The organism is Streptomyces sp. NPDC050743, assembly GCF_044456925.1.
Classification (GTDB): Bacteria; Actinomycetota; Actinomycetes; order Streptomycetales; family Streptomycetaceae; genus Streptomyces.
Genome location: NZ_JBITGJ010000021.1, coordinates 55,592 through 78,692 on the forward strand (window position 1 = coordinate 55,592; position 23,101 = coordinate 78,692).

Genomic DNA, 23,101 nt, shown 5'->3' on the forward strand with positions numbered 1-23,101 from the left:
CTTTACCGAGGTTTGACCCGGCCTCCGGTTTCAGTGCAGGTCGGCCGCATAATCCGGAAGGACCCGGCGCAGCGCGCGCAGCGCGTAATACGCGCGGGACTTCACGGTACCGGGTGGAACGCCCAGGGTCTGCGCCGCTTCCGCCACACTGGCCCCGAGGAAATACACGAGTACCAGAACGTCACGGTGTTCCGGCGTGAGTGTCTTCACAGCCTCCCGGACATCGAGCATCGCGGCGGCCCGTTCGGCGTGATCGGCGGTCACCCGCGCGCTCTCCGGGATGTCGGCGCAGGTCTCCGGGGGCCGGGCCTGCCGGGCCCGCCGGGCGTCGATCGCGAGCCGCCGGGCGACGGTCAGCAGCCAGGGCCGTACCGAGTCGAAGTCCTCGGCGTGCAGCGCCTCGGGATGCTGCCAGGCGCGTACCAGGGTCTCCTGGACCAGGTCCTCGGCGCGCTGCCGGTCCCCGTCGCAGAGCCTGAGCAGCAGGGCGAAGAGGGGTCCGCCGTGCTCGCGCTGGAGCGCGGCCAGTTCGTGCTCGGCGGTCGTCGCCCCGTGGGCCCGTGCCGCCGCCTTGTGGATCAGTGAGGTTCCGGCCGTCATGGCCGTATGGCAGCGCAGGGCACGGCCGGGGGACAGGGTGCGCGCACGGCTCTGCGACGGACGGTCGATCGCGTCGGCGAACGGTCGGACGAACGGTCCTGCCACGCCGTCGGGGGTTCATTCGGCGGGCCGCACCTCGGCCAGTGCCGAGCGCGGGTAGGAGTAGCCGAAGTAGATCACGCACCCGATCACGAACCACACCGCGAACCGCACCCAGGTCTGCCACTGCAGGAAGGTGATCAGCCAGATGGAGAACACGCAGCCCAGCGCGGGTACGACCGGCATCCACGGGGTCCGGAAGGTCCGCGGCAGCTCCGGGCGCCGGTAGCGCAGCACGATCACCGCCGCGCACACCACCACGAACGCCAGCAGGATGCCGATGTTGGTCAGCTCGGCGGCCGAGCCGATCGGGACGAACCCGGCAATGGCGGCCGAGGCCACCCCGGCGATCCAGGTCACCCGGGTCGGGACATGCCGCGTCGGGTGGGTCCTGGCGAACCACGGGGGCAGCAGACCGTCACGGGACATCGAGAACCACACCCGGGTCACGCCCAGCATGAACGTGAACATCACGGTGAGGATGCCGATGATCGCGCCCACCGCGATCACGTCCGCGAGCGCGTCCAGGCCCACCGCCTTGAACGCGCTGGAGAAGCCGCTCTCCGGGTCGATGGACTTGTAGTCCTGCATGCCCGTCAGCACCAGGCAGGCCGCCACGTACAGCACCATCGAGATCACCAGCGAGTAGATGATCGCCCTCGGCATGTGCCGCTGGGCGTCCTTGGACTCCTCGGCGGCCGTCGACATGGCGTCGTAGCCGAACACCGCGAAGAACACGGTCGCCGCGCCGGTGACGGCGCCGCCGATGCCGAACGGGAAGAACGGGTGGTAGTTCGCCGAGTCGATGTGGAACACGCCCACTCCGATCACCAGCAGCACCACCAGCACCTTCAGGGCGACGACGAACGTCTCGAAGCGGGCCGCGCTGCGCATGCCCAGGTTCAGCAGCCAGGCGACCAGCAGGCACAGGATCGCCGCGAACAGGTCCACCCGGTGCCCGGCCCCGGTGCCCGGCGCCCCCAGCATCCACTGCGGCAGTTTCGCCCCCATCTCCTGAACCAGGAAGCCGAAGTAGCCCGAGATGCCGATCGCCACCACCGCCACGATCGCGGTGTACTCCAGCAGCAGGTCCCAGCCGATGAACCAGCCCGCGAACTCACCGAGCACCGCATAGCCGTAGGTGTACGCCGATCCCGCCTTCGGGATCAGTCCGGCGAACTCGGCGTACGACAGCGCCGCACAGGCGCTCGCCACACCGGCGATCAGGAACGACACCACCACCGCCGGACCCGCCGTGCCGTTGGCGACCGTGCCCGCCAGGGTGAAGATGCCGGCGCCGATGATGCCGCCCACCCCGATCGCGGTGAGCTGCCACAGTCCGAGCGAGCGGTCGAGCCGGGTGCCCTCGCCGACCTCGGTCTCCTCGATGTGTTCGATGGGTTTGCGCCGGAGAATCCCCTCACCCGCGCGGAGCCTGGCCATGCGCCTCACCTCTTCGCCGACGGCAACGGCTGACGGCGGATCATGATGGCTCAGGGCCGCCGCACTGGGAAGACGCCACGCACGGCCCAGGCGGGCGTCCAGGTGCGGGACGCGGGCCGGGCCGGTATCCGGGCGGTGAGATGGGCGCGCAGCGCGGCGAGTCCCGGGTGCGTGTTGGCCGTGGCCCAGACCAGGGAGTGCGGGTACACCGGGGTCGGGTCGACGAGCGGGATGCGCCGCAGGTCGTGCCCGGCGGGCCAGACGAGCCGGGTCTGCTCGCCGACGAAGGTGGCGAGCGAGTCGGAGTCCGCGACCGTGTCGAGCAGGGGCTCGGTGCCGAAGTCCGGGCCGACCGAGTCGATGGTCAGCCCGAACTCGGCGGCGAGGGCCGTGTAGTAGGCGGCCCACTCGGTGCCGTCCACGATGCCCGGCATCCAGATCCGGTGCCCGGCCAGCTGCTCCGGCGTCACCGACCGGGCCCCGGCCAGCGGGTGCCGCGGGCCGGTGAGCAGCTGGATCGGCTCGTCCAGCACCCGGGCGGCCCGCAGCCCCTCGGGAAGCCGTGTGGTCACCGCGCGGAAGGTCGCGTCAATCGTGCCCGCCTCCACGGCGGCCACGGCCGAGCCGGCGTCGAAGAGCGTCACGACGTCGAGGGCCGTGCCGGGCTGCGCCTCGTGGAAGGAGCGCAGCAGGGCGGCGGGGGCCAGCTTGGCCCCGATCACGTCGACCCGCAGCGCCCGCCGTCCCGGCCGTACCGAGGCCAGCGCCCGCTCCTCGGCCAGCAGCAGCTCCCGGGCGTGCGGCAGGAACGCCTGCCCGTCGATCGTCGGCTGCGCCCCGCGTGCCGTCCGGGTGAACAGCCGCACACCGAGGTCCTTCTCCAGTGCGGCGATCCGCTTGGAGACGGCCTGCTGGGTGATGCCGAGGACGGCTGAGGCCTCCTGGAACTGCCCGGCGTCCACCACGGTGACGAAGGTGCGCACGGCCTTGAGGTCCACGCCGCCCACCCTACTCGTACAACCGTTGGTTGTGGCTGATGCCTTCCCGGTTGTTTGATCCGGGGACGGCCCGCCGGATTTCATGGCCGGGGTCAACGGGAGGTTGTGCATGACGCTGGGGCGGCGGTTCGGATGGCTGTGGGCGGCGTACTCGGTGAGCGCGCTCGGCACCTATCTCGCCTTCGACGCCTTCTCGGTGATCGCGGTCCTCGCGCTGCACGCCGGGCCGGCCGAGGTGGCGCTGCTCGCCGCGACCGGGCCCGCGGTGGGGGCCGCGCTGGCGGTGCCGCTCGGGCCCTGGGTGGAGTTCCGGCGCAAGCGGCCGGTGATGATGGCGATGGACCTGGTCAGGTTCGCCGCGCTGCTCACCATCCCCGCCGCCTACGCGTTCGGCGGGCTCGGCCTCGGTCAGCTGCTGTGCGTGTCGGTGATCGTCGCGGCGGCCGACATCACCTTCAACGCGGCCTCCGGCGCCTTCCTGAAGTCGCTCGTGCCGGCCGACCGGCTGCTCACCGCGAACTCCCGGTTCGAGTCCACGAACTGGACCTCGCTGGTCCTCGGACCGCCCCTCGGCGGCGCCGCGATCGGCCTGTTCGGTCCCGTCACGACGGTCGTGGCGAACGCGGTCAGCTTTCTGCTGTCGGCCCTGGGCATCCGCGCCGTCGGCGGCGGTGAGCCGCGCCCCGAGCGCACCGGCGCCGAGCGCCTGCGGGCGGCCGACCTCCTCGACGGCTGGCGGCACATCCTCACCAGCCCCGACCTGCGGCCGCTGTTCTTCAACAACCTCGCGGGCAACGCCCTGATCATGGTCGCCGTGCCGCCCCTGGCCGTCCTCATGCTCGGCCCGCTCGGCTTCGCCCCCTGGCAGTACGGCCTCGCCTTCGCCGTGCCCTGCCTCGGCGGTCTGCTCGGCTCCCGGCTGGCCCGCCCGCTGGTCGCCCGCTACGGACAGCGGCGGGTGCTGCGCGCCTCGGGCACCCTGCGCGCCGTGTGGCCCCTCGGGCTGGCCTTCGTCCAGCCCGGGCTGCCCGGACTGCTGCTGGTGATGGCCGTGGAGTTCGGGGTGATCACCAGCTCGGGCGTCTACAACCCGGTGTACGCCACCCGCCGCCTGGAGTGCACCCCGGACGACCGGGTCGCCCGCACCCTGTCCGCCTGGTCGATCACCGGCAAGGCCACCACGGCCGCCCTGACCGCCCTGTGGGGCCTGCTGGCGAGCCTCACCGGCCCGCGCACCGCCATCGCCCTGGCCGGCGTCCTGCTCCTGGCGACGCCACCCCTGCTCCTGCGGGACTCGCGGAAGGCTACGGCACGACCGTCACCGGCCAGCGCCCCGCCTTCACCAGCCGGATCGCCACCGAGCCGATGATCCGGTGGCCGGCCTGCTCCGAGGCACCCACGACCACCGCGTCCGCCTTGAGCTCGTCGGCCGCCTTCACCAGCCCGCTGTAGGGGTCGCCGCGGAAGGTGTGGAACTCCCAGCGCACCTCGAATATCCCCTTGACCCGCTCGGCCGCCTCCCGGATGTAGGTGACCAGGTCCTCGGCGATCTCGTCGGTCGTCTCCGCCACCGGCGCCCCGAGCGCCGCCCCGGCGGCCAGCACCGGCTGCACGTACACCACGGCCAGCAGCGCGCGCTGCCGCCGGGCGAGCCCGCCCGCGTACGCCGCGGCACGCAGCGAGGAGTCGGAGCCGTCGACCCCTACGACGATGACCTTCGGCCCGTCCGTACCACGCTCGAACTGGTGGGAATGCGAGTCCGGCTGCGAGTGCTGTTCCGTCACGGCCGTGAGGCTATCGGAATCCACGGTTCCTGCTAAGACGCGACAGTCTTCCGGCCGGGCCGCGCGGGCGTCCGCCGGACTCGCCGGTCGGGCCGGCGCCCCCTCGACGGGCGAGGCGCGTGACCCCTTCCTACAGTCGGAACCATGACCGCCAGCGCGGAGCCCGCCGCACGGAGGGACCCCACGGCCCCGATACGCCCGCCCGCCGGCGGGCGCCTCGGCTGGGTGCCCGAGGCCTTCGCCACGCTCTTCGCCGCGCTCGGCCTGCTGTGCGCGCTGCTCGCGCTCATCGAACCGCTGCGCCGCCTGCTCCGCCCGGTCGCCCTCGCCCTCGACCTGCTGCTGGTGCCCATCAGCGCCAACCTGGCCTACGCCGTCTTCCTGTTCCTGCTGGCCGGTGCCACCGCCGCCCGCAAGAAGGTCGCCTGGTGGCTGGTCGTCGTCTATCTCGGGCTGCTCGTGCTCACCGACGCGCTCGGCGTGGGCCTCGGCCTGTACGCCGAGTCGCTGCCGTCGCTGGTGCTGTGCGGCCTGCTGCTGATCCTGCTCGTACTGGCTCGCGGGGAGTTCTACGCCGCCTCCCGGCGCGGTGCCGTATGGCGGGCGCTCGCCGTGCTGCTGGGCGGCCTCGTGGTGGCCATCCTGCTCGGCTGGGGCCTGGTCATGGTGTTCCCGGGCACCCTGCCGGCGAACGAGCACCTGGCCTGGGCGGCCGACCGGGTGTGCGGCGGGCTGGTCTCCGGCCGCTCCTTCTCCGGCCGCCCGCCCCGCAAGGTCACCTTCGTGCTCGGCCTGCTCGGCGCCCTCGCCCTCCTCAACGCCGCCGCCGCGCTGTTCCGTTCCCAGCGCCTGGAGGCCGCCCTGCACGGCGACGAGGAGGCCCGCATCCGCGCCCTCCTGGCCGTCTACGGCGAGCGGGACTCCCTCGGCTACTTCGCCACCCGCCGCGACAAGGCCGTCGTCTTCTCGCCCAGCGGCAAGGCCGCCGTCACCTACCGCGTCGAGGCCGGCGTCTGCCTCGCCAGCGGCGACCCCGTCGGAGACCCCGAGGCCTGGCCGCACGCCATCGCCGCCTGGCTGGACGTGGCCCGCCGCTACGCCTGGGCACCCGCCGTGATGGGCGCCTCCGAGGAGGGCGCCCGCACCTACGCCCGCGCCGGACTCGGCGCCCTCCAGCTCGGCGACGAGGCGATCGTGCACGTGGCCTCCTTCGATCTCGACGGCCGCGACATGCGGGTGACCCGGCAGGCCGTGCACCGCGTCCGCCGTACCGGCGCGACCTGCCGCATCCGCCGGCACGCCACCCTCACCGAACACGAGATGGAGGAGGTCGTCGACAAGGCCGACGCCTGGCGCGACACCGAGACCGAGCGCGGCTTCTCCATGGCCCTGGACCGGCTCGGCGACCCCGCCGACGGCGACTGCCTGCTGGTGGAGGCCCTCGGCGAGGACGGCCGGCTCCTCGCCCTGCTCTCCTTCGTGCCCTGGGGCCGGGACGGCATCTCCCTGGACCTGATGCGCCGTGACCGCGCCGCCCCGAACGGGGTCATGGAGTTCATGGTCGCCGAACTGTGCGCCGCCGCCCCCAAGCTGGGCGTCCACCGGATCTCGCTGAACTTCGCCGTCTTCCGGTCGGTCTTCGAGGAGGGCGCCCGCATCGGCGCCGGACCCGTCCTGAGGCTCTGGCGCCGTCTGCTGCTGTTCTTCTCCCGCTGGTGGCAGCTGGAGGCCCTCTACCGCTCCAACGCCAAATACCACCCGGACTGGTACCCGCGCTTCATCTGCTACTGCGACGCGGCCGCCCTCGCCCGCATCGGCCTCGCCTCCGGCATCGCCGAAGGCTTCGTCTCCGTACCGTCGTTGCGCAAACTCTGGGGAAAGGGGCACCCGAAGGCCGGGCAGCCGCCCGCCACCACCCACGGGCTGCCGCCCCTGACGGCGCTCGGCCTCGAAGGAGGGGACCGGGCCGGGCCCGCCGCACCGGACGCGGGCCTGCCCGACCAGGTCCGCGTACGGCACCACAAACTCGACCGGCTCCGCGCCGGCGGCACCGACCCCTACCCGGTCGGCGTCCCCGCCCCCACCCACGCCCTCGCCGACGCGCCCCCCGACGAGGACGTCACCGTCGCCGGACGGCTCATGCTGGTCCGCGACTTCGGCGGCATCGTCTTCGCCGTGCTGCGCGACTGGTCCGGCGACCACCAGATCGCCCTCACCCGCGACCGCTCGGCCACCGCCCTCGACCGCTTCACCGCCGCCACCGACATCGGCGACCACATCACCGCCACCGGCCGCACCGGCCTCAGTGACAAGGGCGAACCCACCGTCTTCGTCACCTCCTGGCAGCTCACCGGAAAGTGCCTGCGCCCGCTGCCCGACAAACGCCGCGGCCTCACCGACCCCGAGGCGAAGGTCCGCCGCCGCTACCTCGACCTCGCGACCAGCCCCGCCGCCCGCACCGTGATCCGGGCCCGCTCCGCCGCCGTACAGGCCTTGCGCCAGGGCCTGCTGGACCGCGGCTACGTCGAGGTCGAGACCCCGATGCTCCAGCAGATCCACGGCGGCGCCAACGCCCGTCCCTTCACCACCCACATCAACGCCTACGACCTCGACCTGTATCTGCGCATCGCCCCCGAGCTGTATCTCAAGCGGCTGTGCGTGGGCGGCCTGGAGAGGGTCTTCGAACTCGGCCGCACCTTCCGCAACGAAGGCGTCTCCTACAAGCACAACCCCGAGTTCACGATGCTGGAGGCCTACCAGGCCTACGCCGACTACGACGTCATGCTCGATCTCACCCGCGAGCTGATCCAGGGCGCGGCGACCGCCGCCTTCGGCTCCCCGATGGTCCGCAAGGACGGGCAGGAGTACGACATCTCCGGGAAGTGGCCGGTCAGAACCGTCTACGGCGCGATCTCCGCGGCGCTGGGGGAGGAGATCGGCCCCGGTACCGAACTGCTGCGACTGCACCGGCTGTGCGACCGGGCCGGGGTGCCGTACACCGCCGACGACGGGCCCGGTGACATCGTCCTGGAGATGTACGAGCGCCTCGTCGAGGAACGCACCCAACTCCCCACCTTCTACAAGGACTTCCCCACCGAGGTCTCCCCGCTGACCCGGCAGCACCGCACCGACCCACGGCTCGCCGAACGCTGGGACCTCGTCGCCTTCGGCACCGAACTCGGCACCGCCTACTCCGAGTTGACCGATCCCGTGGAACAGCGCCGAAGGCTCACCGAGCAGTCGCTGCTGGCCGCCGGCGGCGATGCGGAGGCCATGGAGCTGGACGAGGACTTCCTGGAGGCCCTGGAGTACGCGATGCCCCCGACCGGCGGGCTGGGCATCGGCGTCGACCGGCTGGTGATGTTCCTCACCGGCCTGACGATCCGGGAGACCCTGCCGTTCCCGCTGGTGCGCCGCCGCTGAGCCCCGGGTCCCCGGCGGCCGTCCGGTCGCCGCGCCGGGGCAGCGCCGGCAGGGCGATCGCCGCGGCGGTCAGACCAAGCGCCGTACCCAGTTCGAAGCAGTCGCGGAACGCGCCCGAGAGGAAGGCCCGGTACTCCTTCATGCCGGAGAGCGTGACGCCCCCGAACCGCTGCTGGGCGACCGTGACGATCCCGACGAACAGCGACGCGCCCAGTCCGGCGCCGAGCTGCCGGGAGGCGTTCAGGCCCCGGGGCAGCGCCGCGCTCACGGACCGCGCGAAGCCCACCGGCAGCGGGAGCACCCCGCAGCCGAAGGCGATCAGCAGCATTGGCAGCAGCACCTCCGCGAACCGGTAGCCCTCGCCCGGAAGACCGAGCAGGACGAACCCCACGGCCGACACGGCGCAGGCCCCGGCCACCGTGGCGCCGAGCCCGGCGCGGGCCGCGAGGCCGGGAAGGACCAGGCAGCCCAGCACCACCCCGGCGACGGCGGGCAGCAGGGCCCAGCCGACCCGCATCGGAGAGAGGCCGCCGACCGTCTGCAGGGCCATGGGGAGGACCAGCACGGCACCGGACAGGCCCGCGGCCAGCAGCACCACCACCACCGTGTAGGCGCCGAACGCGGCCCGCTCCCGGTGCAGCCGGGCGAGCAGCTCCGGCACGCCCTCGCCCCGGCCGAACCAGCCCAGCACGGACGGCACCAGCGCACCGGCCACGGCGATCACGATGACCGTGGTCGCGGACACGCTCCGGTCGCCGAGCCAGTCGGCGAACCAGGCCAGGAAGCCCAGCGGCACGACCGCCGGCGCGGCGGCCCCCACCCGGCGCCGGGCCGCCGGCTCGGGCGCGGACTCCGCCGGCGCGAGCGGAACCAGCAACAGGAGCAGCACCCCGGCGGCGGCCTGCACCCAGAAGAACGTCTTCTCCGTCTGCGAGGCGTCCAGCAACAGGGTGCAGGGCAGCAGCGCCGCCGGGGTGGCACAGGCCACGACCGCGAAGTGCACGTTGAGAGCCCGGTCCCGGCCCGGGCCCGCCGGGTGCGTGGCGTCGATCAGGGCCAGCGCACCGGCCGTGATCGACGCCGCCGCGACGCCCTGCACCGCACGCGAGGCCATCAGCACCCAGGGAGCGGAGAACACCGCAGGAGCCGCCGCGGCGACGCTCGACAGCGCGAGCCCGCCCATCAGCACCCGCCGCTGCCCGAAGGCCCTGCCGAGGGCTCCCGCGAGCACCGGCAGCGCGGCGAAACACACGCTGTACGCGGTCAGGTCAGCAGCCAGGTCAGTCCGGCGATGGCCGGCCCCCGGTCGCGCGCGACCAACGGCAGCGCCACCGCGAACGACGTCGTGTCGAAGACGACCAGAAACTGGGCGACGGCCAGCAGCACCACCGCCAGCGCGCTGCGCGGTACGCCGTTCGCATACGTTCCCGCGTGTGCGGCCAACTCGGCTCGACCCCCGTGTCCCACTTGGCATTTGCAGCGGAATGACTGTTTGTCCGATTGCTTGTCAGAAGCCCGCGCGCGGGACCACCACGACCCCGCATGCGGCTGTTCGGGTGCTTTCCCGCAGCCGCACTGGTGTCGCTGTAGTGCGCCGGAGCCGGGTGGGGCGAGTGATGAGTCATGCAGAAGGATCAGTTGCTCACACGGCGCCGGATGCTCCTGGCCGGCGGCGCCGCGCTGGGAGCCGCGGGTACCGCGGGCGCCGTCCTGGCGGGCGGCGCCCAGGACAGCGCCGGGACCGCCGACCCCGCTCCCGGACCGCAGGCCCGTCAGGCACTCAGGCCCTCCGCCTTTCGACTACAGCCGCTCACCGGCTACGGACCGCCGCGTGCCGTGCCGCACAGACTGAAGGCCCGCAAGGAGCCCATCCTCCGTATCTCCGGGCGCGGCCGGCACATGCTGCTGACCTTCGACGACGGCCCCGACCCGGACTACACCCCGCACATCCTGGACACCCTCGCCAAGTACGACGTGCGGGCCATGTTCTTCGTGTGCGGCGAGTGCGTCGTGGACAACAAGGAGCTGGTGACCCGGATGGCCGACGAAGGCCATGTCGTCGGCAACCACACCTGGACGCATCCGCTGCTGACGACCCTCAACCGCAGGCAGATCCACTCCGAGATGAAGCGCACGAGCGATGCCATCGAGGACGCCTACGGCGAGCGCCCCCAGTGGTTCCGCGCTCCCTACGGCGCCTGGAACCGGGCCGTGTTCCAACTGGGCGCCGAGATGGGCATGGAGCCGATGGCCTGGACGGTGGACACCACCGACTGGATGGAGCCCGGCACGGGCGCCATCGTCGACCGGGTGGAGCACGGCGCCGCCCCCGGCGTCGTGGTGCTCTCCCACGACGCCGGGGGCGACCGGTCGCAGACCGTCCATGCGATCTGTGAATGGCTGCCCCGCCTCCTCGACTCCGGATATCGCATGACCGTGCCGCGCCGGCGCGTGTGACCGTTTCCCGGCTCTTCGCCCGCAGGGCCGCGGTGGCCTCAGTTCACCGCGACCAGGCGGGCGAAGACGACGACGTTTCCGTCGTAACCGTTCTGCTTGGAAAAACCGCCGCCGCAGGTGATGACCCGCAGTTCCGGTGCTCCCTTCGAGCCGTACACGCGGTCGCCCGGAAAACCGCTCTTGGAGAAGACCTCGACGCCATAGGTCTCGAACACCGCGGTCTTTCCGTCCTTGCGCGCCACCTCGATCCGGTTTCCCTTCTTCAGGGCCCCGAGTCCGTAGAACACGGCTGGGCCCTTCTTGTTGTCGACGTGCCCGACGACGACGGCGGTGCCCTTCTCGCCGGGGGAGACCGCACCGGTGAACCAGCCCGCCAGATTGGGGTCGTCCGGCGGCGGCGCGGCGACCCAGCCGGCCGCGTCCAGACCGACGGGCATGACCGGCGCGTTCACCTGGATGGCGGGGATGCGGACCCGGTCGGCGGCGGAGAACCCGAGCGGCGTCGGGGCCGTGGTGAAGGTGCCCGTGCCGGCGCGGCTGTCGGGGGCCGCCGCCGAGGCAGGCTGCGGCGGACCGATGTCGAACTCCCCCGAACCGTTCCGAATGAGTGCCAGACCGGTCAGCAGGACAAGCGCTATCACGCCCCACGGGGCCCGTTTCCTCCGCCGTTCCTCCTCTTCGGCAAGCTCGGACAGCTCGGACGCAGACATTCGCCTTCCCCTCTCGACGCGGCCCACCACGTCCATCGCGCATGGGAAAACGCTAAGTCCCGCGCGCGCGGCGGGAGACAGGGGTGAGTGGCGAACGGGTGGCCCGGGGCCTGTGCGGTGCGCCATCCGAGTTGCGGTTCGCCGATTATCTCTGACGGCCCATGACCTGCGGCAATATCCGATTGTGTGCTTTTCGTGCGACGTGTTGTGTCACCAGGACGGACGATTCTCGACATGCGGGCGTGTTCCGCGCGTCCGAGGGTCTCTCCGGGAGGCGTATTTCTCGCCGATCGACCGGGGACGGCTCCCGGGCGCCTCCCGCGGAGGATCGGATGCGAAACCAACGTGCACTGGCGGCCGCGTGCGCCGCGGTGGCCGCGCTCGGGTTCGCCACCCCTGCTGCCCTCGCGGAGGGCAGGGGCGACGGCGGCGGCCCGGACCACGGGATCAGCGGCAGTTCCAACAACCGTGATCACTTCAACGACAGCGGGAACAGCGACCGGGACGACGACTCCGGCGGCCGTGACGGCGGCGGCCCCCGGAACATCGTCGCCCACCCCGGCGTGCTCCCGGCCGGCGGCCGGCTCGCCGTCACCGTGGACGGCTGTGGCGACGGCACCATGTCCTCCCGAGCCTTCGCCACCACCGAGCTCGACCGGCGGCGCGACGACAGCTCGCGCGGAACCGTCCAGGTCGACGGCGACGCCCGTCCCGGCCGGTACGACGCCGCGGTCGACTGCGACGGCAGGACCCTGATCCGCCCGGCGGCGTTCACCGTGCTCGGCGGAGTCCAGGGGGGTGCCGGCAGCGGCAGACCCACCGGTGCCACGCCGGCCGACATGGCCATCGGCGCCGGGCTCGTGACCTTGGCGGTCGTCGGGGGCGGCGCGGGCTGGGTGCGCCGCCGGATGGAGAAGCGGAGCTGACGCCCCGCCACGCGGCCTTCCTTAGCGCGGCGCACGCGGACACGGCATTCGCCCCGGTCCCGGGAGGGGCGGGGGCGAAGGGCCACGGGTGACGGTCGGCCGGCCGCCGTCCTCCTCGGCGCCGGGGACTAGCCGGTGACTCCCGGGAACAGATTCGTGAACGGTTCCGCGGTCACCGCGATGCCCCGGCTGAAGGGGGCGTCGAAGTCCCAGATGAGGAACAGCATGAACGCGATGGTCGCGGAGAACAGCCCCGCGAGGATCAGTTCACGTCTGGTGCGCCGGATCTGCAGCGCGAACACCATGCCGACGGTGACCAGCGCCCCGGTGAGCAGTCCCCACCACACCACCGGTGGCATGGTGGCCCCGATGGAGTCGGCGCGGGCGTTGCGCGCCTGGTCGGCGGCGGTCATCTGGTCCAGCAGCGGCTGGTAGGCCTGTGCCTCGAAGTCGTTCTTCGGCTGGTAGTCGGTGATGTCCTGGCGGACCTTCTGCAGCAGCTGGGTGCCGCGGTCGCTGACGCGTTCGTCGTGGGACATCGTCCGCCACTCGTGGTCGACGACATGGCTGACATAGGTGTTGATGTCGCTCCGGATGTGGTCACGGACGTCCGGCGGATAGACGCGGACCCGTTCCGAGATCTCGTGCAGCGCCTGGGCCTCGGACTGCACATAGTCCTGGGCGGCACTGCGGGCCTCCCACACGCCCGCGATGGCGAGGCCCAGGACGATGGCGTACACGACGCCGATCCACATCGTCATGTACTCGATGACGTCCGGGGTCTCGCTGGGATCCTCGTCCTCGGGCGCCCGCTTGTGCCGTACGACGGTGACGACCACCACCACAGCACAGGCCGCCAGCATCGCGAGGACGAGAACAAGCCAATCCGGCAACGGATACCTCCAGAAGGTGAGCGGGCCGGCGCGTCAGCGCGGGCGCAGGGCCGCGACGGCGACGATCGCCGGAACGGTGATGAGCAGGACGTAGGTGACCGGCGTGGTGTGGCCGGGTGCGACATGTGCGGTGCGGTGCGGGTGGTACGCCGGGTAGCTCACCGGGGTCGCCGAGGGCCGCGGGGTGGGCTTCGGCTTCGGCGGTGGGGGCTGGGCCGGCGGCGGAGGCGGCGGGGTCGGCGTCGGTGTCGGCCGTGGTGCCGGCGGAGCCGGGGCGGGCCGGGCCGGCGGCCTCGGTTTCGGGGTGGGCTTCGGCGTGGGGCGCGGAGTCGGCGTGGGCTTCGGTTTCGGCGGTGGTGGAGGCGGCGGGGTCGGCGTCGGGGTCGGCGTCGGTGTGGGCGGGCACGGGGGTGGGGTGGGCGTCGGACAGGGCGGCGGCCAGTGGTCGCCGCCCGCGTGGGCCACCGCCACCGTGCCGTCCGGGCCCGTGGAGGCGTACGCACAGGCGTCGGCCGAGGCACTGCCGGCCGGGCAGCCCACCAGGGTCCAGGTCAGCGCCATCAGGGCCAACACCCGTGCGGCGGGCGCCCATCGGGTCACTTCGGGTCCATGCACCCGACGATCATGGGGTGCGGAACCAGGCCGCAGGCCGCGGTGCGTCCGGAATGATCCGAAGGAAGGACATGATGCGATCAATGGTTTGACGCGAAGAAGAGAGCGATTCGTGCGCTGCGGACGCCCGTACGAGCCCCGTGCGACGGCATCTGCGACGGCACCGGTCACAGGATGCGGAAAGAATTTCCCGAAGAACTTCCCCTCCCCGTTGAACGCTCCCGCCCCCTCGGTGCGTACCCATGGCCGTGCGGCGGCGCGGCAGAGCGCTGCAACAACCAGGCGAATATGGGGAGTTGGACATGAAGACCTCCTGGCGGACCGCCTCACTGGTGGCCACAGCCGCTGCTGTGCTGGCGCTGACGACGGCGTGCGGTCAGGACAACGGCACCACCCCGTCGTCGGCGGCCCAGAACGTCGGGGCCACCGCGCCCGCGGGCAGCCCGACCATCGGTGCCGGTGTCGGCACCGGATCGGGAAACGGTTACGGCGCCGACGGCAACCAGAGCTCCAGCTCCCCGTCGCCGGCCGCCCCGGCGGGCAAGCTGACCGTGGCCACCAACCCCGACCTCGGCAGTGTGCTGACCGACGGCTCCGGCCTCACCCTGTACCGGTTCGACAAGGACACCGCCAATCCGCCCAAGTCGAACTGCGACGGCGACTGCGCCACCACGTGGCCGCCGGTGCCCGCCGACGACGCCACGGCCGGGGCCGGGATCGACAAGGCGCTGCTCGGCGAGGTCACCCGCGCCGACGGCACCAAGCAGCTCACGATCGGCGGCTGGCCCGCCTACCGCTACGCCAAGGACGTCAACGCCGGGGACGTCAACGGCCAGGGTGTGGGCGGCAAGTGGTTCGCGCTGGCCCCGAACGGCAAGAAGGCCTCCCTGGCGGCCCTGCCCGGTCTGTCCGTCCGCAAGGACCCCAAGCTGGGAGACATCGTCGTCGACAAGAACGGCATGACGGTCTACCGCTTCCTCAAGGACAAGGCCTGGCCGAAGTCCGTCTCCAACTGCACCGGGGCCTGCCTGGAGAAGTGGCCGGCCGTCGGCATCGTCAAGCCCGAGGACACCCAGGGCGTCAAGAAGAAGGGGCTGATGGGCTTCACCCGTCCCGACGGTGTGAAGCAGATGACGGTCAACTGCTGGCCGATCTACACCTTCTCCGGGGACAAGGCCCCCGGTGACACCAACGGTCAGGGCGTGGGCGGCACTTGGTACGCCGTCTCGCCCGACGGCAAGCCGGTCGGCGCACCGGGCAACTAGATCACCTCCCCAGGGTCGATCGCCCCGCCCGGCCCGGAGCGCCACCGAAGGTCCGCCCCCTCCGCACCGCACGGAGGGGGCGGACCGTTGTGCGTGGGGCGGCGCGCGGAGGGGAGGCGCGCATGGGGGCAGGAGCGGGCCAAGTGGACACAGCCGTGACGCAGCGGGGTGATACGGGCACTTGCCGCAGGCAGTGGCGGGGAACGGACGGTCAATTTCCGGTTCGGGTCGCTCCCTTGGCGGCCGATCAGTAGCCTCAGCTCGAACACCGGATCGCCTGTCCCTGTCGCCTACCCTTGGAGAGATACATGGAGCGTCCCGCCTGGGCCCCACGGAGCATCGACATCTCGGTGCCGAGCGTCTCGCGGATCTACGACTTCTACCTGGGCGGCTCGCACAACTTCGAGGTGGACCGGGAAGCGGCCCGCAAGGCGATGGAGTTCATGCCGGGCCTGCCGAAGATCATGCAGGCCAACCGGGCGTTCATGCGCCGTGCCGTGCGGTTCGCGGCCGGGGAGGGCATCACCCGGTTCCTCGACATCGGCTCCGGCATCCCGACGTTCGGCAACGTCCACGAGGTGGCGCAGGCGGCCGTAGCGGACGCCCGCGTGGTCTACGTCGACCACGACCCGGTCGCCGTCGCGCACAGCCAGGCGGTACTCGCCGGTAACGACGCCGCGGACGTCGTCGCCGCGGACCTGCGCAAGCCCCAGGAGATCCTCTCCAGCCCTCAGGTGGAGCGGCTGATCGACCGGAACCGCCCAGTCGCCCTCCTCCTCGTTGCCATACTGCACTTCGTGGAAGACGCGGACGACCCCTACGGTGCGGTCGCCGAGCTGCGCGACGCGCTCGCGCCCGGCAGCCTGCTGATCCTCACCCATGCCTCGTACGAGGGAATCCCGCTGCCCGCCGAGCGGGCCGAGGGCGCGGTGGACGTATACAAGGACATTCGCAATCCGCTCATCATGCGCTCGCGCGACGAGATCGCGCGGTTCTTCGAGGGGTACGACATGGTGGAACCGGGACTGGTGCCGATGCCGCACTGGCGGCCGGAGTCGGCGCCGGAGGACGAGGACCCGTTCGCCTTCTCCGGATTCGCCGGCGTGGGGCGTACGGCGTGAGCGCCGAGCCGGACGGGCCGGAGGACAGACTGCGCCGGTTCACGACGATCTGGAGCCGGGCGGTCTACCCGGTGACCTCCACGTCGCTGACCCGGACGGAGTTCGAGGGACGACTCCTGCCGCTCGCACGCCGGTTGAGCGAGCTGCTGCGGGCGCGCGTCTTCGACGCGGACGGCGCGAAGGCGGTCGGCGCCGCCCTGGTCGGCGCGCACTGCACCGACCCCGAGGCGCTCACCCGCACCCTGGACTGCGTGGACGCCTATCTGGTGCTGTACTGCGCCGGGGACGGCCCCCAGGACGAACTGCGCCTGCGCTGCTCGCGGTTGCAGCACGCGATGGCCGCCGGATACGCCGAGGCGCTGCGCGAGCGCACGCTCGCCGAGCAGGAGTCCATCGCCCAGGCCGCGCTCAGGGCCCAGGGCGTGGTCGCGCAGGCGCTGCACGCCAGCGAGGCCCGCTTCCGCGCGGTCTTCGAGGGCGCGGCGATAGGGATCGGCATCGCCGACCTCGACGGAAACGTCCTGCAGGTCAACGAGGCCCTGCTGCGCATGTTCGGGCTGTCCGACCAGGCCCTGCGCGGCCGCCGCGTCCAGGACTGGGTGCACCCCGAGGACGCGCCGCAGACCTGGAAGCTCTACGACGAACTCGTCCGCGGCGAGCGCGAGCACTACCACCTCGAAAAGGCCTTCAACCGCCCCGACGGCACGGTCCTGTGGACCAACCTGACGGTCTCCCTGCTGCGTGACGCCGACGGCGATCCGCAGTACCAGCTGGCCCTCATGGAGGACACCACCGAGCGCCGGCTGCTGAACCTGCGGCTGCGCTACGAGGCCACGCACGACGCGCTCACCGGACTGCCCAACCGCAGCCTGTTCTTCGAGCGCCTGGAGAAGGCCCTGAACGCGGGCGACGGCCAGCGCTTCGGCCTGTGCTACCTCGACCTGGACGGCTTCAAGACCATCAACGACAGCCTCGGGCACGCGGCCGGCGACCGGCTGCTGGTGGAGATCGCCGACCGGCTGCAGTCCTGTGCGACCGCGCCCGGCGAGATGGTCGCCCGGCTCGGCGGCGACGAGTTCGTGGCCCTGACCACCGGGCCGGGCACCGAGCGCGAGATCGACGAGCTCGCCGAACGCATCATGAGCGCCCTCGTCACACCCGTCAGCATCGACGGCCGCGACCTGCTGGTGCGTGGCAGCCTCGGCATCGTCGAGGGCCCGGCGGGCGAACGCACGGCGGCGGAGGTCCTGCGGAGCGCCGACATCACCATGTACCGGGCCAAGTCCGCGGGCGGCAACCGCTCCGAACTCGCCGACCCGGAAGCCGACGCCCGCGCGATCACCCGTCACGGCCTGACGACCGCCCTCCCCACGGCGCTGGAACGCGGCGAGTTCTTCATCGAGTACCAGCCGCTGGTCCACCTCGGCGACGGCAGCGTCCGCGGCGCCGAGGCCCTCGTCCGCTGGCTGCACCCGCAGCACGGCGTGCTCGGCCCCGACCGCTTCATCCCGCTCGCCGAGCACACCGGACTGATCGTGCCGCTCGGCCGCTGGGTCCTGGAGGAATCCATCCGCCAGGCCCGCGCCTGGCGAGAGCGCCACGGCGAGGAGACCACCGCCGGGCCCCTGCGCATCAACGTCAACCTGTCCCCGTGCCAGCTCAGCCATCCGGGCCTGGTGCAGGACACCGTGGACATCCTGGAGCGCGCGGGTGTCGCCCCGGACGCCCTGTGCCTGGAGGTCACCGAGTCCGCGCTCATCGGCGCCGACGACGACCTGCTCAAGCCGCTGCACCGGCTGGCCGAGATGGGCGTGGACATCGCTCTGGACGACTTCGGCACCGGGTATTCGAACCTGGCGAACCTCCGCCGCCTGCCGGTGAGCATCCTCAAACTCGACCGGTCCTTCACCCAGGGCATGCAGCGGTTCCCGGCCGATCCCGTCGACCTGAAGATCGTCGAGGGCATCGTCTCCCTCGCCCACAGCCTCGACCTGGCAGTCACCGTCGAGGGCGTGGAAACCGGCGCCCAGGCCGAACAGCTCCGCATACTGGGCTGCGACACGGCCCAGGGCTGGTACTACGCCCGCCCCGGCCCACCGGAGCGGCTGCACGACCTGGCGCTCGTCGACGCGACGGGCTGACGGCTGCCGCGCCGGGCCTGGGCCGGCGTGCGGTCGCTTTCGGCTGCGGGTCCGCGGTGGCCGGTCGGGCGGTTCCCCGCGCTCCTGGGGTGGCGCAGCCGGCCACACTCGCTTGCGCGGTGGCACTCGGCCGTTGCCGACGGGGCGGAACGGCGATGTCGGGGCGTATCCGCGCGCCGACGCGCCTCACCGCTCCAGCAGCATCCGCTGCAGCTCCCTGGCGGCCCGCGGCGGAGCCACATCGCTCCGGTGAGCCAACGCGATGGTCCGGTGCAACCCGGGCCGAGCCAACGGGGTGACGCGCAGGCCGCGCCCCGCCCGGGTCGCGACCATCCGCGGCACCACGGCCACGCCGAGCCCCGCCCGCACGAATCCCAGCACCGCGTCCATCTCGCCTCCCTCCACCGCGAACTCCGGCTCGAACCCGGCGGAGCGACACGCGGCGACGGTCAGTTCGCGCAGGTCGTAGCCGTGGCGGAACATGACCAGGCGCTCGCCCTCCAGATCGGTGATGTCGACCACCCGCCGTGCGCCGTGACCCGGCGCCGGCGCCTCGGGTGAGGACACGACCACGAGGTCCTCCCGCAGCAACTCCACCGTGGTCAGCGCGGGCGCGGGCGTCGGCAGGGGCAGCACGAGCAGCGCGAGGTCGAGGGCGCCCCGGGCCAGGTGCCGCACCAGGTCGTGCGAGCCGCCCTCCTCGATCAGCAGCTGGATGCCCGGGTAGCGGTCGTGGAAGGCGCGCAGGACGTCCGGCAGCAGGCCGGTGCACAGGCTCGGGGTCGCCCCCAGCCGCACCCGGCCCCGGCGCAGCTGCGCCAGCTCCTGCACCTCGTGCCGGGCCGTGTCCGCGTCGGCCAGGATCCGCCGGGCCAGCGGGAGCAGGGCCTCACCGGCGTCGGTGAGGCTGATGTTGCCCCGGGCCCGCAGGAACAGATCCGCGCCCAGCTCCCGCTCCAGCGCCTTGATCTGCTGCGACAAAGACGGCTGGGCGACATGCACCAGCTCGGCGGCGCGGGTGAAGTGCCGGGTCTCGGCGACGGCGACGAAGTACTGGAGCTGCTGGAACTGCATCCTGCAAGGATAGCTTCCGGCTATGGAAACGAGCTGGACCATGTCTTGGACCGATCGGGACCTTCGGCCCTAGCGTGCTGGTCATGGCTCTGGCAACGCGGACGGACCGACGGCCGTCCATGGCACGCACGATGTGGGACTCCTCCGTCGGCAAGAAGACGGTGATGGCCGTCAGCGGCGTGATCATGCTGCTGTACCTGGTCGCCCATGTGATCGGCAACCTGAAGATCTTCTTCGGGGCGGGCGAGTTCAACCACTACGCCCACTGGCTGCGCACCGTCGGCGAACCCTTCATGCACTACGAGTGGACGCTCTGGCTCATCCGGATCGTCCTCGTCGTCGCCGTGGTCACCCACGCCACGTCCGCGTACCAGCTCAGCCGCCGCGACATCAGGGCGAGGCCCAGCAAGTACGTGCACAGCAAGCCCCGGGCGAGCTACGCCACCCGCACCATGCGCTGGGGCGGCGTCATCCTCGGCCTGTTCATCGTCTGGCACATCCTGGACCTGACCACCGGCACCGTGCACTCCGGCGGCTTCCAGGAGGGCCACCCGTACCAGAACGTGGTCGACACCTTCTCCACCTGGTACGGCGACGTCATCTACATCGTCGCGATGCTCGCGCTCGGCCTGCACATCCGGCACGGCTTCTGGAGCGCCGCGCAGACCCTCGGCGTCGGCAGCCGCGCCCGCGACCGCGCCCTGAAGACCGTCGCCAACGTCCTCGCGCTGCTGCTCACGGCCGGCTTCATCGCCGTACCCGTGGGCGTCATAACCGGAGTGGTGAGCTGACATGACCGAATACGTGAACTACGCGACGGGCGAGCCGGTCACCGACTCCAAGGCCCCGTCCGGCCCGATCCACGAGCGCTGGGACAAGCGCCGCTTCGAGGCCAAGCTGGTCAACCCCGCGAACCGGCGCAAGCACACGATCATCGTCGTCGGCACCGGCCTCGCCGGCGGCTCCGTGGGCGCGACCCTGGCCGAACAGGGCTACCACGTCGTCCAGTTCTGCTACCAGGACTCCCCGCGCCGCGCCCACTCCATCGCCGCGCAAGGCGGCATCAACGCGGCGAAGAACTACCGCAACGACGGCGACTCGATCCACCGGCTGTTCTACGACACCGTCAAGGGCGGCGACTTCCGCGCCCGCGAGTCCAACGTCCACCGGCTGGCGCAGATCTCGGTGGAGATCATCGACCAGTGCGTGGCCCAGGGCGTGCCCTTCGCCCGCGAGTACGGCGGTCTGCTCGACACCCGCTCCTTCGGCGGCGTCCAGGTCTCCCGCACCTTCTACGCCCGCGGCCAGACGGGCCAGCAGCTGCTGCTCGGCGCCTACCAGGCGCTCAGCAGGCAGATCGCGGCGGGCAACGTGGAGATGCACCCGCGCACCGAGATGCTGGACCTCATCGTCGTGGACGGGCGGGCCCGCGGCATCGTGGCCCGGGACCTGATCACCGGCAGGATCGACACGTACTTCGCGGACGCGGTCGTCCTCGCCTCCGGCGGTTACGGAAACGTCTTCTACCTGTCGACCAACGCCATGAACTCCAACGCGACCGCCGTCTGGCGGGCGCACCGGCGCGGCGCCTACTTCGCCAACCCCTGCTTCACGCAGATCCACCCCACCTGCATCCCGCGCACCGGCGACCACCAGTCCAAGCTGACGCTGATGAGCGAGTCGCTGCGCAACGACGGCCGGATCTGGGTGCCCAAGGCCCAGGGCGACACCCGCCCGCCGAACCAGATCCCCGAGGACGAGCGCGACTACTACCTGGAGCGCATCTACCCGTCCTTCGGCAACCTGGTCCCGCGGGACATCGCCTCCCGCGCCGCGAAGAACGTCTGCGACGAGGGCAGGGGAGTGGGCCCGGGCGGGCAGGGCGTCTACCTGGACTTCGCCGACGCCATCCAGCGCATGGGGCGCAAGGCGGTCGAGGCCAAGTACGGCAACCTCTTCGACATGTACCAGCGGATCACCGACGAGGATCCGTACGAGGTGCCGATGCGCATCTACCCGGCCGTGCACTACACGATGGGCGGCCTGTGGGTCGACTACGACCTGCAGACCACCGTTCCGGGCCTGTTCGCGATCGGTGAGGCCAACTTCTCCGACCACGGCGCCAACCGGCTCGGCGCCTCCGCGCTGATGCAGGGCCTGGCCGACGGCTACTTCGTACTGCCGGCCACCATCAACGACTACCTGGCCCGCAACCCCCACCAGAACCCGGTCACCACCGAACACCCGGCGGTGCGGGAGGTGTTGGCCGAGACGGAGGACCGGCTGAACCGGCTGCTGTCCGTCGACGGCGACCGCACCCCCGACTCCTTCCACCGCGAAGTCGGCGAACTCATGTGGGAGTTCTGCGGCATGGCCCGCACCGACGCCGGACTGCGCAAGGCACTGGAGCGCATCCCGCAGATCCGCGAGGAGTTCTGGCGGCGCATCAAGGTGCCCGGCACCGGCGAGGAGTTCAACCAGTCGCTGGAGAAGGCCAACCGGATCGTCGACTACCTGGAGCTGGCCGAGCTGATGTGCCTCGACGCGCTGCACCGCGACGAGTCCTGCGGCGGCCACTTCCGCGAGGAGTCCCAGACCCCGGACGGCGAAGCCGCCCGCAAGGACGACGAGTTCGGCTACGCGGCGGCCTGGGAGTTCACCGGCACCGGTGAGGCACCCGTCCTGCACAAGGAAGACCTGGTCTTCGAGTACGTCCATCCCACCCAGCGGAGCTACGCATGAAGCTCACCCTGCGCGTCTGGCGCCAGAAGAACGCCGACGCCGAAGGCGCCATGTCCACGTACGAGGTGGACGGCATCTCGTCCGACATGTCCTTCCTGGAGATGCTGGACGTCCTCAACGAACAGCTCATCCTGTCCGGTGAAGAGCCGGTCGCCTTCGACCACGACTGCCGCGAGGGCATCTGCGGCGCGTGCTCGCTCGTGATCAACGGCGATGCGCACGGGCCGGAGCGCACCACCACCTGCCAGCTGCACATGCGGTCCTTCAAGGACGGCGACACGATCGACATCGAGCCGTGGCGGGCGGCGGCCTTCCCCGTGATCAAGGACCTGGTGGTGGACCGGTCCGCGTTCGACCGGATCATCCAGGCCGGCGGCTACATCACCGCGCCGACCGGCGCCGCTCCGGAGGCGCATGCCACGCCGGTGCCCAAGGCCGACGCCGACTTCGCGTTCGAGCACGCAGAGTGCATCGGCTGCGGGGCGTGTGTGGCGGCGTGTCCCAACGGCGCGGCGATGCTGTTCACCTCCGCCAAGGTCAACCACTTGAACGTGCTGCCCCAGGGCGCGCCGGAGCGGGAGACTCGGGTGCTGGACATGGTGGCGCAGATGGACGCTGAGGGCTTCGGCGGGTGCACGCTGACGGGGGAGTGCGCCACGGCCTGCCCGAAGGGGATCCCGCTCGTGTCCATCACGAACATGAACAAGGAGTGGCTGCGGGCCACCCGGAAGGCGGGGAAGCGGTAGCGTCCCACTGAGCGGAAGACGTTCGCCGCACAGACGAACGGGCGGGGCCGGCGATGGTGCTCACCGG

At 71.7% G+C, this 23,101-nt stretch carries 20 protein-coding genes; 10 read left to right on the forward strand and 10 right to left on the reverse strand.

Going from position 1 to position 23,101, the window contains the following annotated elements; translation table 11 throughout:
- Positions 1-30: 30 nt before the first annotated feature.
- The 3 genes from ACIBJF_RS21445 to ACIBJF_RS21455 form a co-directional block, all read right to left on the reverse strand.
- A complete protein-coding gene (locus ACIBJF_RS21445) occupies positions 31-600 on the reverse strand; it encodes a sigma-70 family RNA polymerase sigma factor (RefSeq protein ID WP_399175721.1) in 570 nt (189 codons plus the stop codon).
- Positions 601-717: 117 nt separating this feature from the next.
- On the reverse strand, positions 718-2,142 hold the full coding sequence (locus tag ACIBJF_RS21450) for an amino acid permease (protein WP_399175723.1): 1,425 nt from the start codon (positions 2,140-2,142) through the stop codon (positions 718-720).
- A gap of 50 nt (positions 2,143-2,192) precedes the next feature.
- Positions 2,193-3,140, reverse strand: coding sequence for a LysR family transcriptional regulator (locus ACIBJF_RS21455; RefSeq protein WP_399175725.1), 948 nt, complete (start codon positions 3,138-3,140; stop codon positions 2,193-2,195).
- 109 nt (positions 3,141-3,249) lie between these two features.
- Between ACIBJF_RS21455 and ACIBJF_RS21460 the strand changes: the two genes are divergently transcribed.
- On the forward strand, positions 3,250-4,509 hold the full coding sequence (locus tag ACIBJF_RS21460) for an MFS transporter (protein ID WP_399175727.1): 1,260 nt from the start codon (positions 3,250-3,252) through the stop codon (positions 4,507-4,509).
- Here ACIBJF_RS21460 and ACIBJF_RS21465 read toward each other — a convergent pair.
- Positions 4,445-4,924, reverse strand: coding sequence for a universal stress protein (locus ACIBJF_RS21465; RefSeq protein ID WP_390680218.1), 480 nt, complete (start codon positions 4,922-4,924; stop codon positions 4,445-4,447). The two genes, ACIBJF_RS21460 and ACIBJF_RS21465, sit on opposite strands and share 65 nt — an antisense overlap.
- Before the next feature lie 144 nt (positions 4,925-5,068).
- Here ACIBJF_RS21465 and lysX point away from each other — a divergent pair, with 144 nt between their 5' ends.
- Positions 5,069-8,347: a bifunctional lysylphosphatidylglycerol synthetase/lysine--tRNA ligase LysX gene (gene lysX / locus ACIBJF_RS21470; RefSeq protein WP_399175729.1), complete on the forward strand. Its 3,279-nt coding sequence runs from the start codon at positions 5,069-5,071 to the stop codon at positions 8,345-8,347.
- Here lysX and ACIBJF_RS21475 read toward each other — a convergent pair.
- Together ACIBJF_RS21475 and ACIBJF_RS21480 are read right to left on the reverse strand one after the other, a co-directional pair.
- Positions 8,292-9,599 carry an MFS transporter gene (locus ACIBJF_RS21475; protein WP_399175731.1) on the reverse strand — a complete coding sequence of 436 codons (1,308 nt, stop codon included), beginning with the start codon at positions 9,597-9,599 and terminating at the stop codon, positions 8,292-8,294. The genes lysX and ACIBJF_RS21475 overlap by 56 nt on opposite strands.
- Before the next feature lie 11 nt (positions 9,600-9,610).
- Entirely contained in the window at positions 9,611-9,790 is a 180-nt protein-coding gene (locus ACIBJF_RS21480) for a hypothetical protein (protein ID WP_399175733.1), read from the reverse strand.
- 180 nt (positions 9,791-9,970) lie between these two features.
- On the opposite strand from ACIBJF_RS21480, the gene ACIBJF_RS21485 reads away from it, so the two are divergent.
- Positions 9,971-10,804 carry a polysaccharide deacetylase family protein gene (locus ACIBJF_RS21485; protein ID WP_399175734.1) on the forward strand — a complete coding sequence of 278 codons (834 nt, stop codon included), beginning with the start codon at positions 9,971-9,973 and terminating at the stop codon, positions 10,802-10,804.
- Between the two features lie 38 nt (positions 10,805-10,842).
- Here ACIBJF_RS21485 and ACIBJF_RS21490 read toward each other — a convergent pair whose 3' ends face one another.
- Positions 10,843-11,514 (reverse strand): class F sortase, encoded by a 672-nt coding sequence (locus ACIBJF_RS21490; protein ID WP_399175735.1) that lies wholly within the window; start codon positions 11,512-11,514, stop codon positions 10,843-10,845.
- Between the two features lie 332 nt (positions 11,515-11,846).
- On the opposite strand from ACIBJF_RS21490, the gene ACIBJF_RS21495 reads away from it, so the two are divergent.
- Entirely contained in the window at positions 11,847-12,440 is a 594-nt protein-coding gene (locus tag ACIBJF_RS21495; RefSeq protein WP_399175737.1) for a hypothetical protein, read from the forward strand.
- A gap of 128 nt (positions 12,441-12,568) precedes the next feature.
- Here ACIBJF_RS21495 and ACIBJF_RS21500 read toward each other — a convergent pair whose 3' ends face one another.
- Both ACIBJF_RS21500 and ACIBJF_RS21505 read right to left on the reverse strand, forming a co-directional pair.
- On the reverse strand, positions 12,569-13,333 hold the full coding sequence (locus ACIBJF_RS21500) for a DUF4239 domain-containing protein (protein WP_399175739.1): 765 nt from the start codon (positions 13,331-13,333) through the stop codon (positions 12,569-12,571).
- Positions 13,334-13,366: 33 nt separating this feature from the next.
- On the reverse strand, positions 13,367-13,495 hold the full coding sequence (locus ACIBJF_RS21505; protein ID WP_365324601.1) for a hypothetical protein: 129 nt from the start codon (positions 13,493-13,495) through the stop codon (positions 13,367-13,369).
- A 752-nt stretch (positions 13,496-14,247) separates the two neighbouring features.
- Here ACIBJF_RS21505 and ACIBJF_RS21510 point away from each other — a divergent pair.
- The 3 genes from ACIBJF_RS21510 (at position 14,248) to ACIBJF_RS21520 (ending at position 18,472) form a co-directional block, all read left to right on the forward strand.
- Complete coding sequence (locus tag ACIBJF_RS21510; RefSeq protein ID WP_399175741.1) at positions 14,248-15,210, forward strand: SCO0930 family lipoprotein; 963 nt, start codon at positions 14,248-14,250, stop codon at positions 15,208-15,210.
- Positions 15,211-15,518: 308 nt separating this feature from the next.
- Positions 15,519-16,331, forward strand: coding sequence for an SAM-dependent methyltransferase (locus ACIBJF_RS21515; protein ID WP_399175743.1), 813 nt, complete (start codon positions 15,519-15,521; stop codon positions 16,329-16,331).
- Complete coding sequence (locus ACIBJF_RS21520) at positions 16,328-18,472, forward strand: putative bifunctional diguanylate cyclase/phosphodiesterase (protein WP_399175745.1); 2,145 nt, start codon at positions 16,328-16,330, stop codon at positions 18,470-18,472. The genes ACIBJF_RS21515 and ACIBJF_RS21520 overlap by 4 nt, the downstream gene beginning before the upstream one ends.
- Positions 18,473-18,658: 186 nt before the next feature.
- On the opposite strand, the gene ACIBJF_RS21525 is transcribed toward ACIBJF_RS21520, so the two are convergent.
- The gene (locus tag ACIBJF_RS21525; RefSeq protein WP_399175747.1) at positions 18,659-19,546 is read right to left on the reverse strand and encodes a LysR family transcriptional regulator; all 888 of its coding nucleotides are present in this window, start codon (positions 19,544-19,546) and stop codon (positions 18,659-18,661) included.
- Between the two features lie 119 nt (positions 19,547-19,665).
- On the opposite strand from ACIBJF_RS21525, the gene ACIBJF_RS21530 reads away from it, so the two are divergent.
- The 3 genes from ACIBJF_RS21530 to ACIBJF_RS21540 are packed head-to-tail and all read left to right on the forward strand — an operon-like array spanning position 19,666 to position 23,034.
- Positions 19,666-20,337 (forward strand): succinate dehydrogenase, encoded by a 672-nt coding sequence (locus ACIBJF_RS21530; RefSeq protein ID WP_399175836.1) that lies wholly within the window; start codon positions 19,666-19,668, stop codon positions 20,335-20,337.
- Position 20,338: 1 nt separating this feature from the next.
- On the forward strand, positions 20,339-22,288 hold the full coding sequence (locus ACIBJF_RS21535) for a fumarate reductase/succinate dehydrogenase flavoprotein subunit (RefSeq protein WP_399175748.1): 1,950 nt from the start codon (positions 20,339-20,341) through the stop codon (positions 22,286-22,288).
- A complete protein-coding gene (locus ACIBJF_RS21540; protein ID WP_356307107.1) occupies positions 22,285-23,034 on the forward strand; it encodes a succinate dehydrogenase/fumarate reductase iron-sulfur subunit in 750 nt (249 codons plus the stop codon). The genes ACIBJF_RS21535 and ACIBJF_RS21540 overlap by 4 nt, the downstream gene beginning before the upstream one ends.
- Positions 23,035-23,101 lie beyond the last annotated feature (67 nt).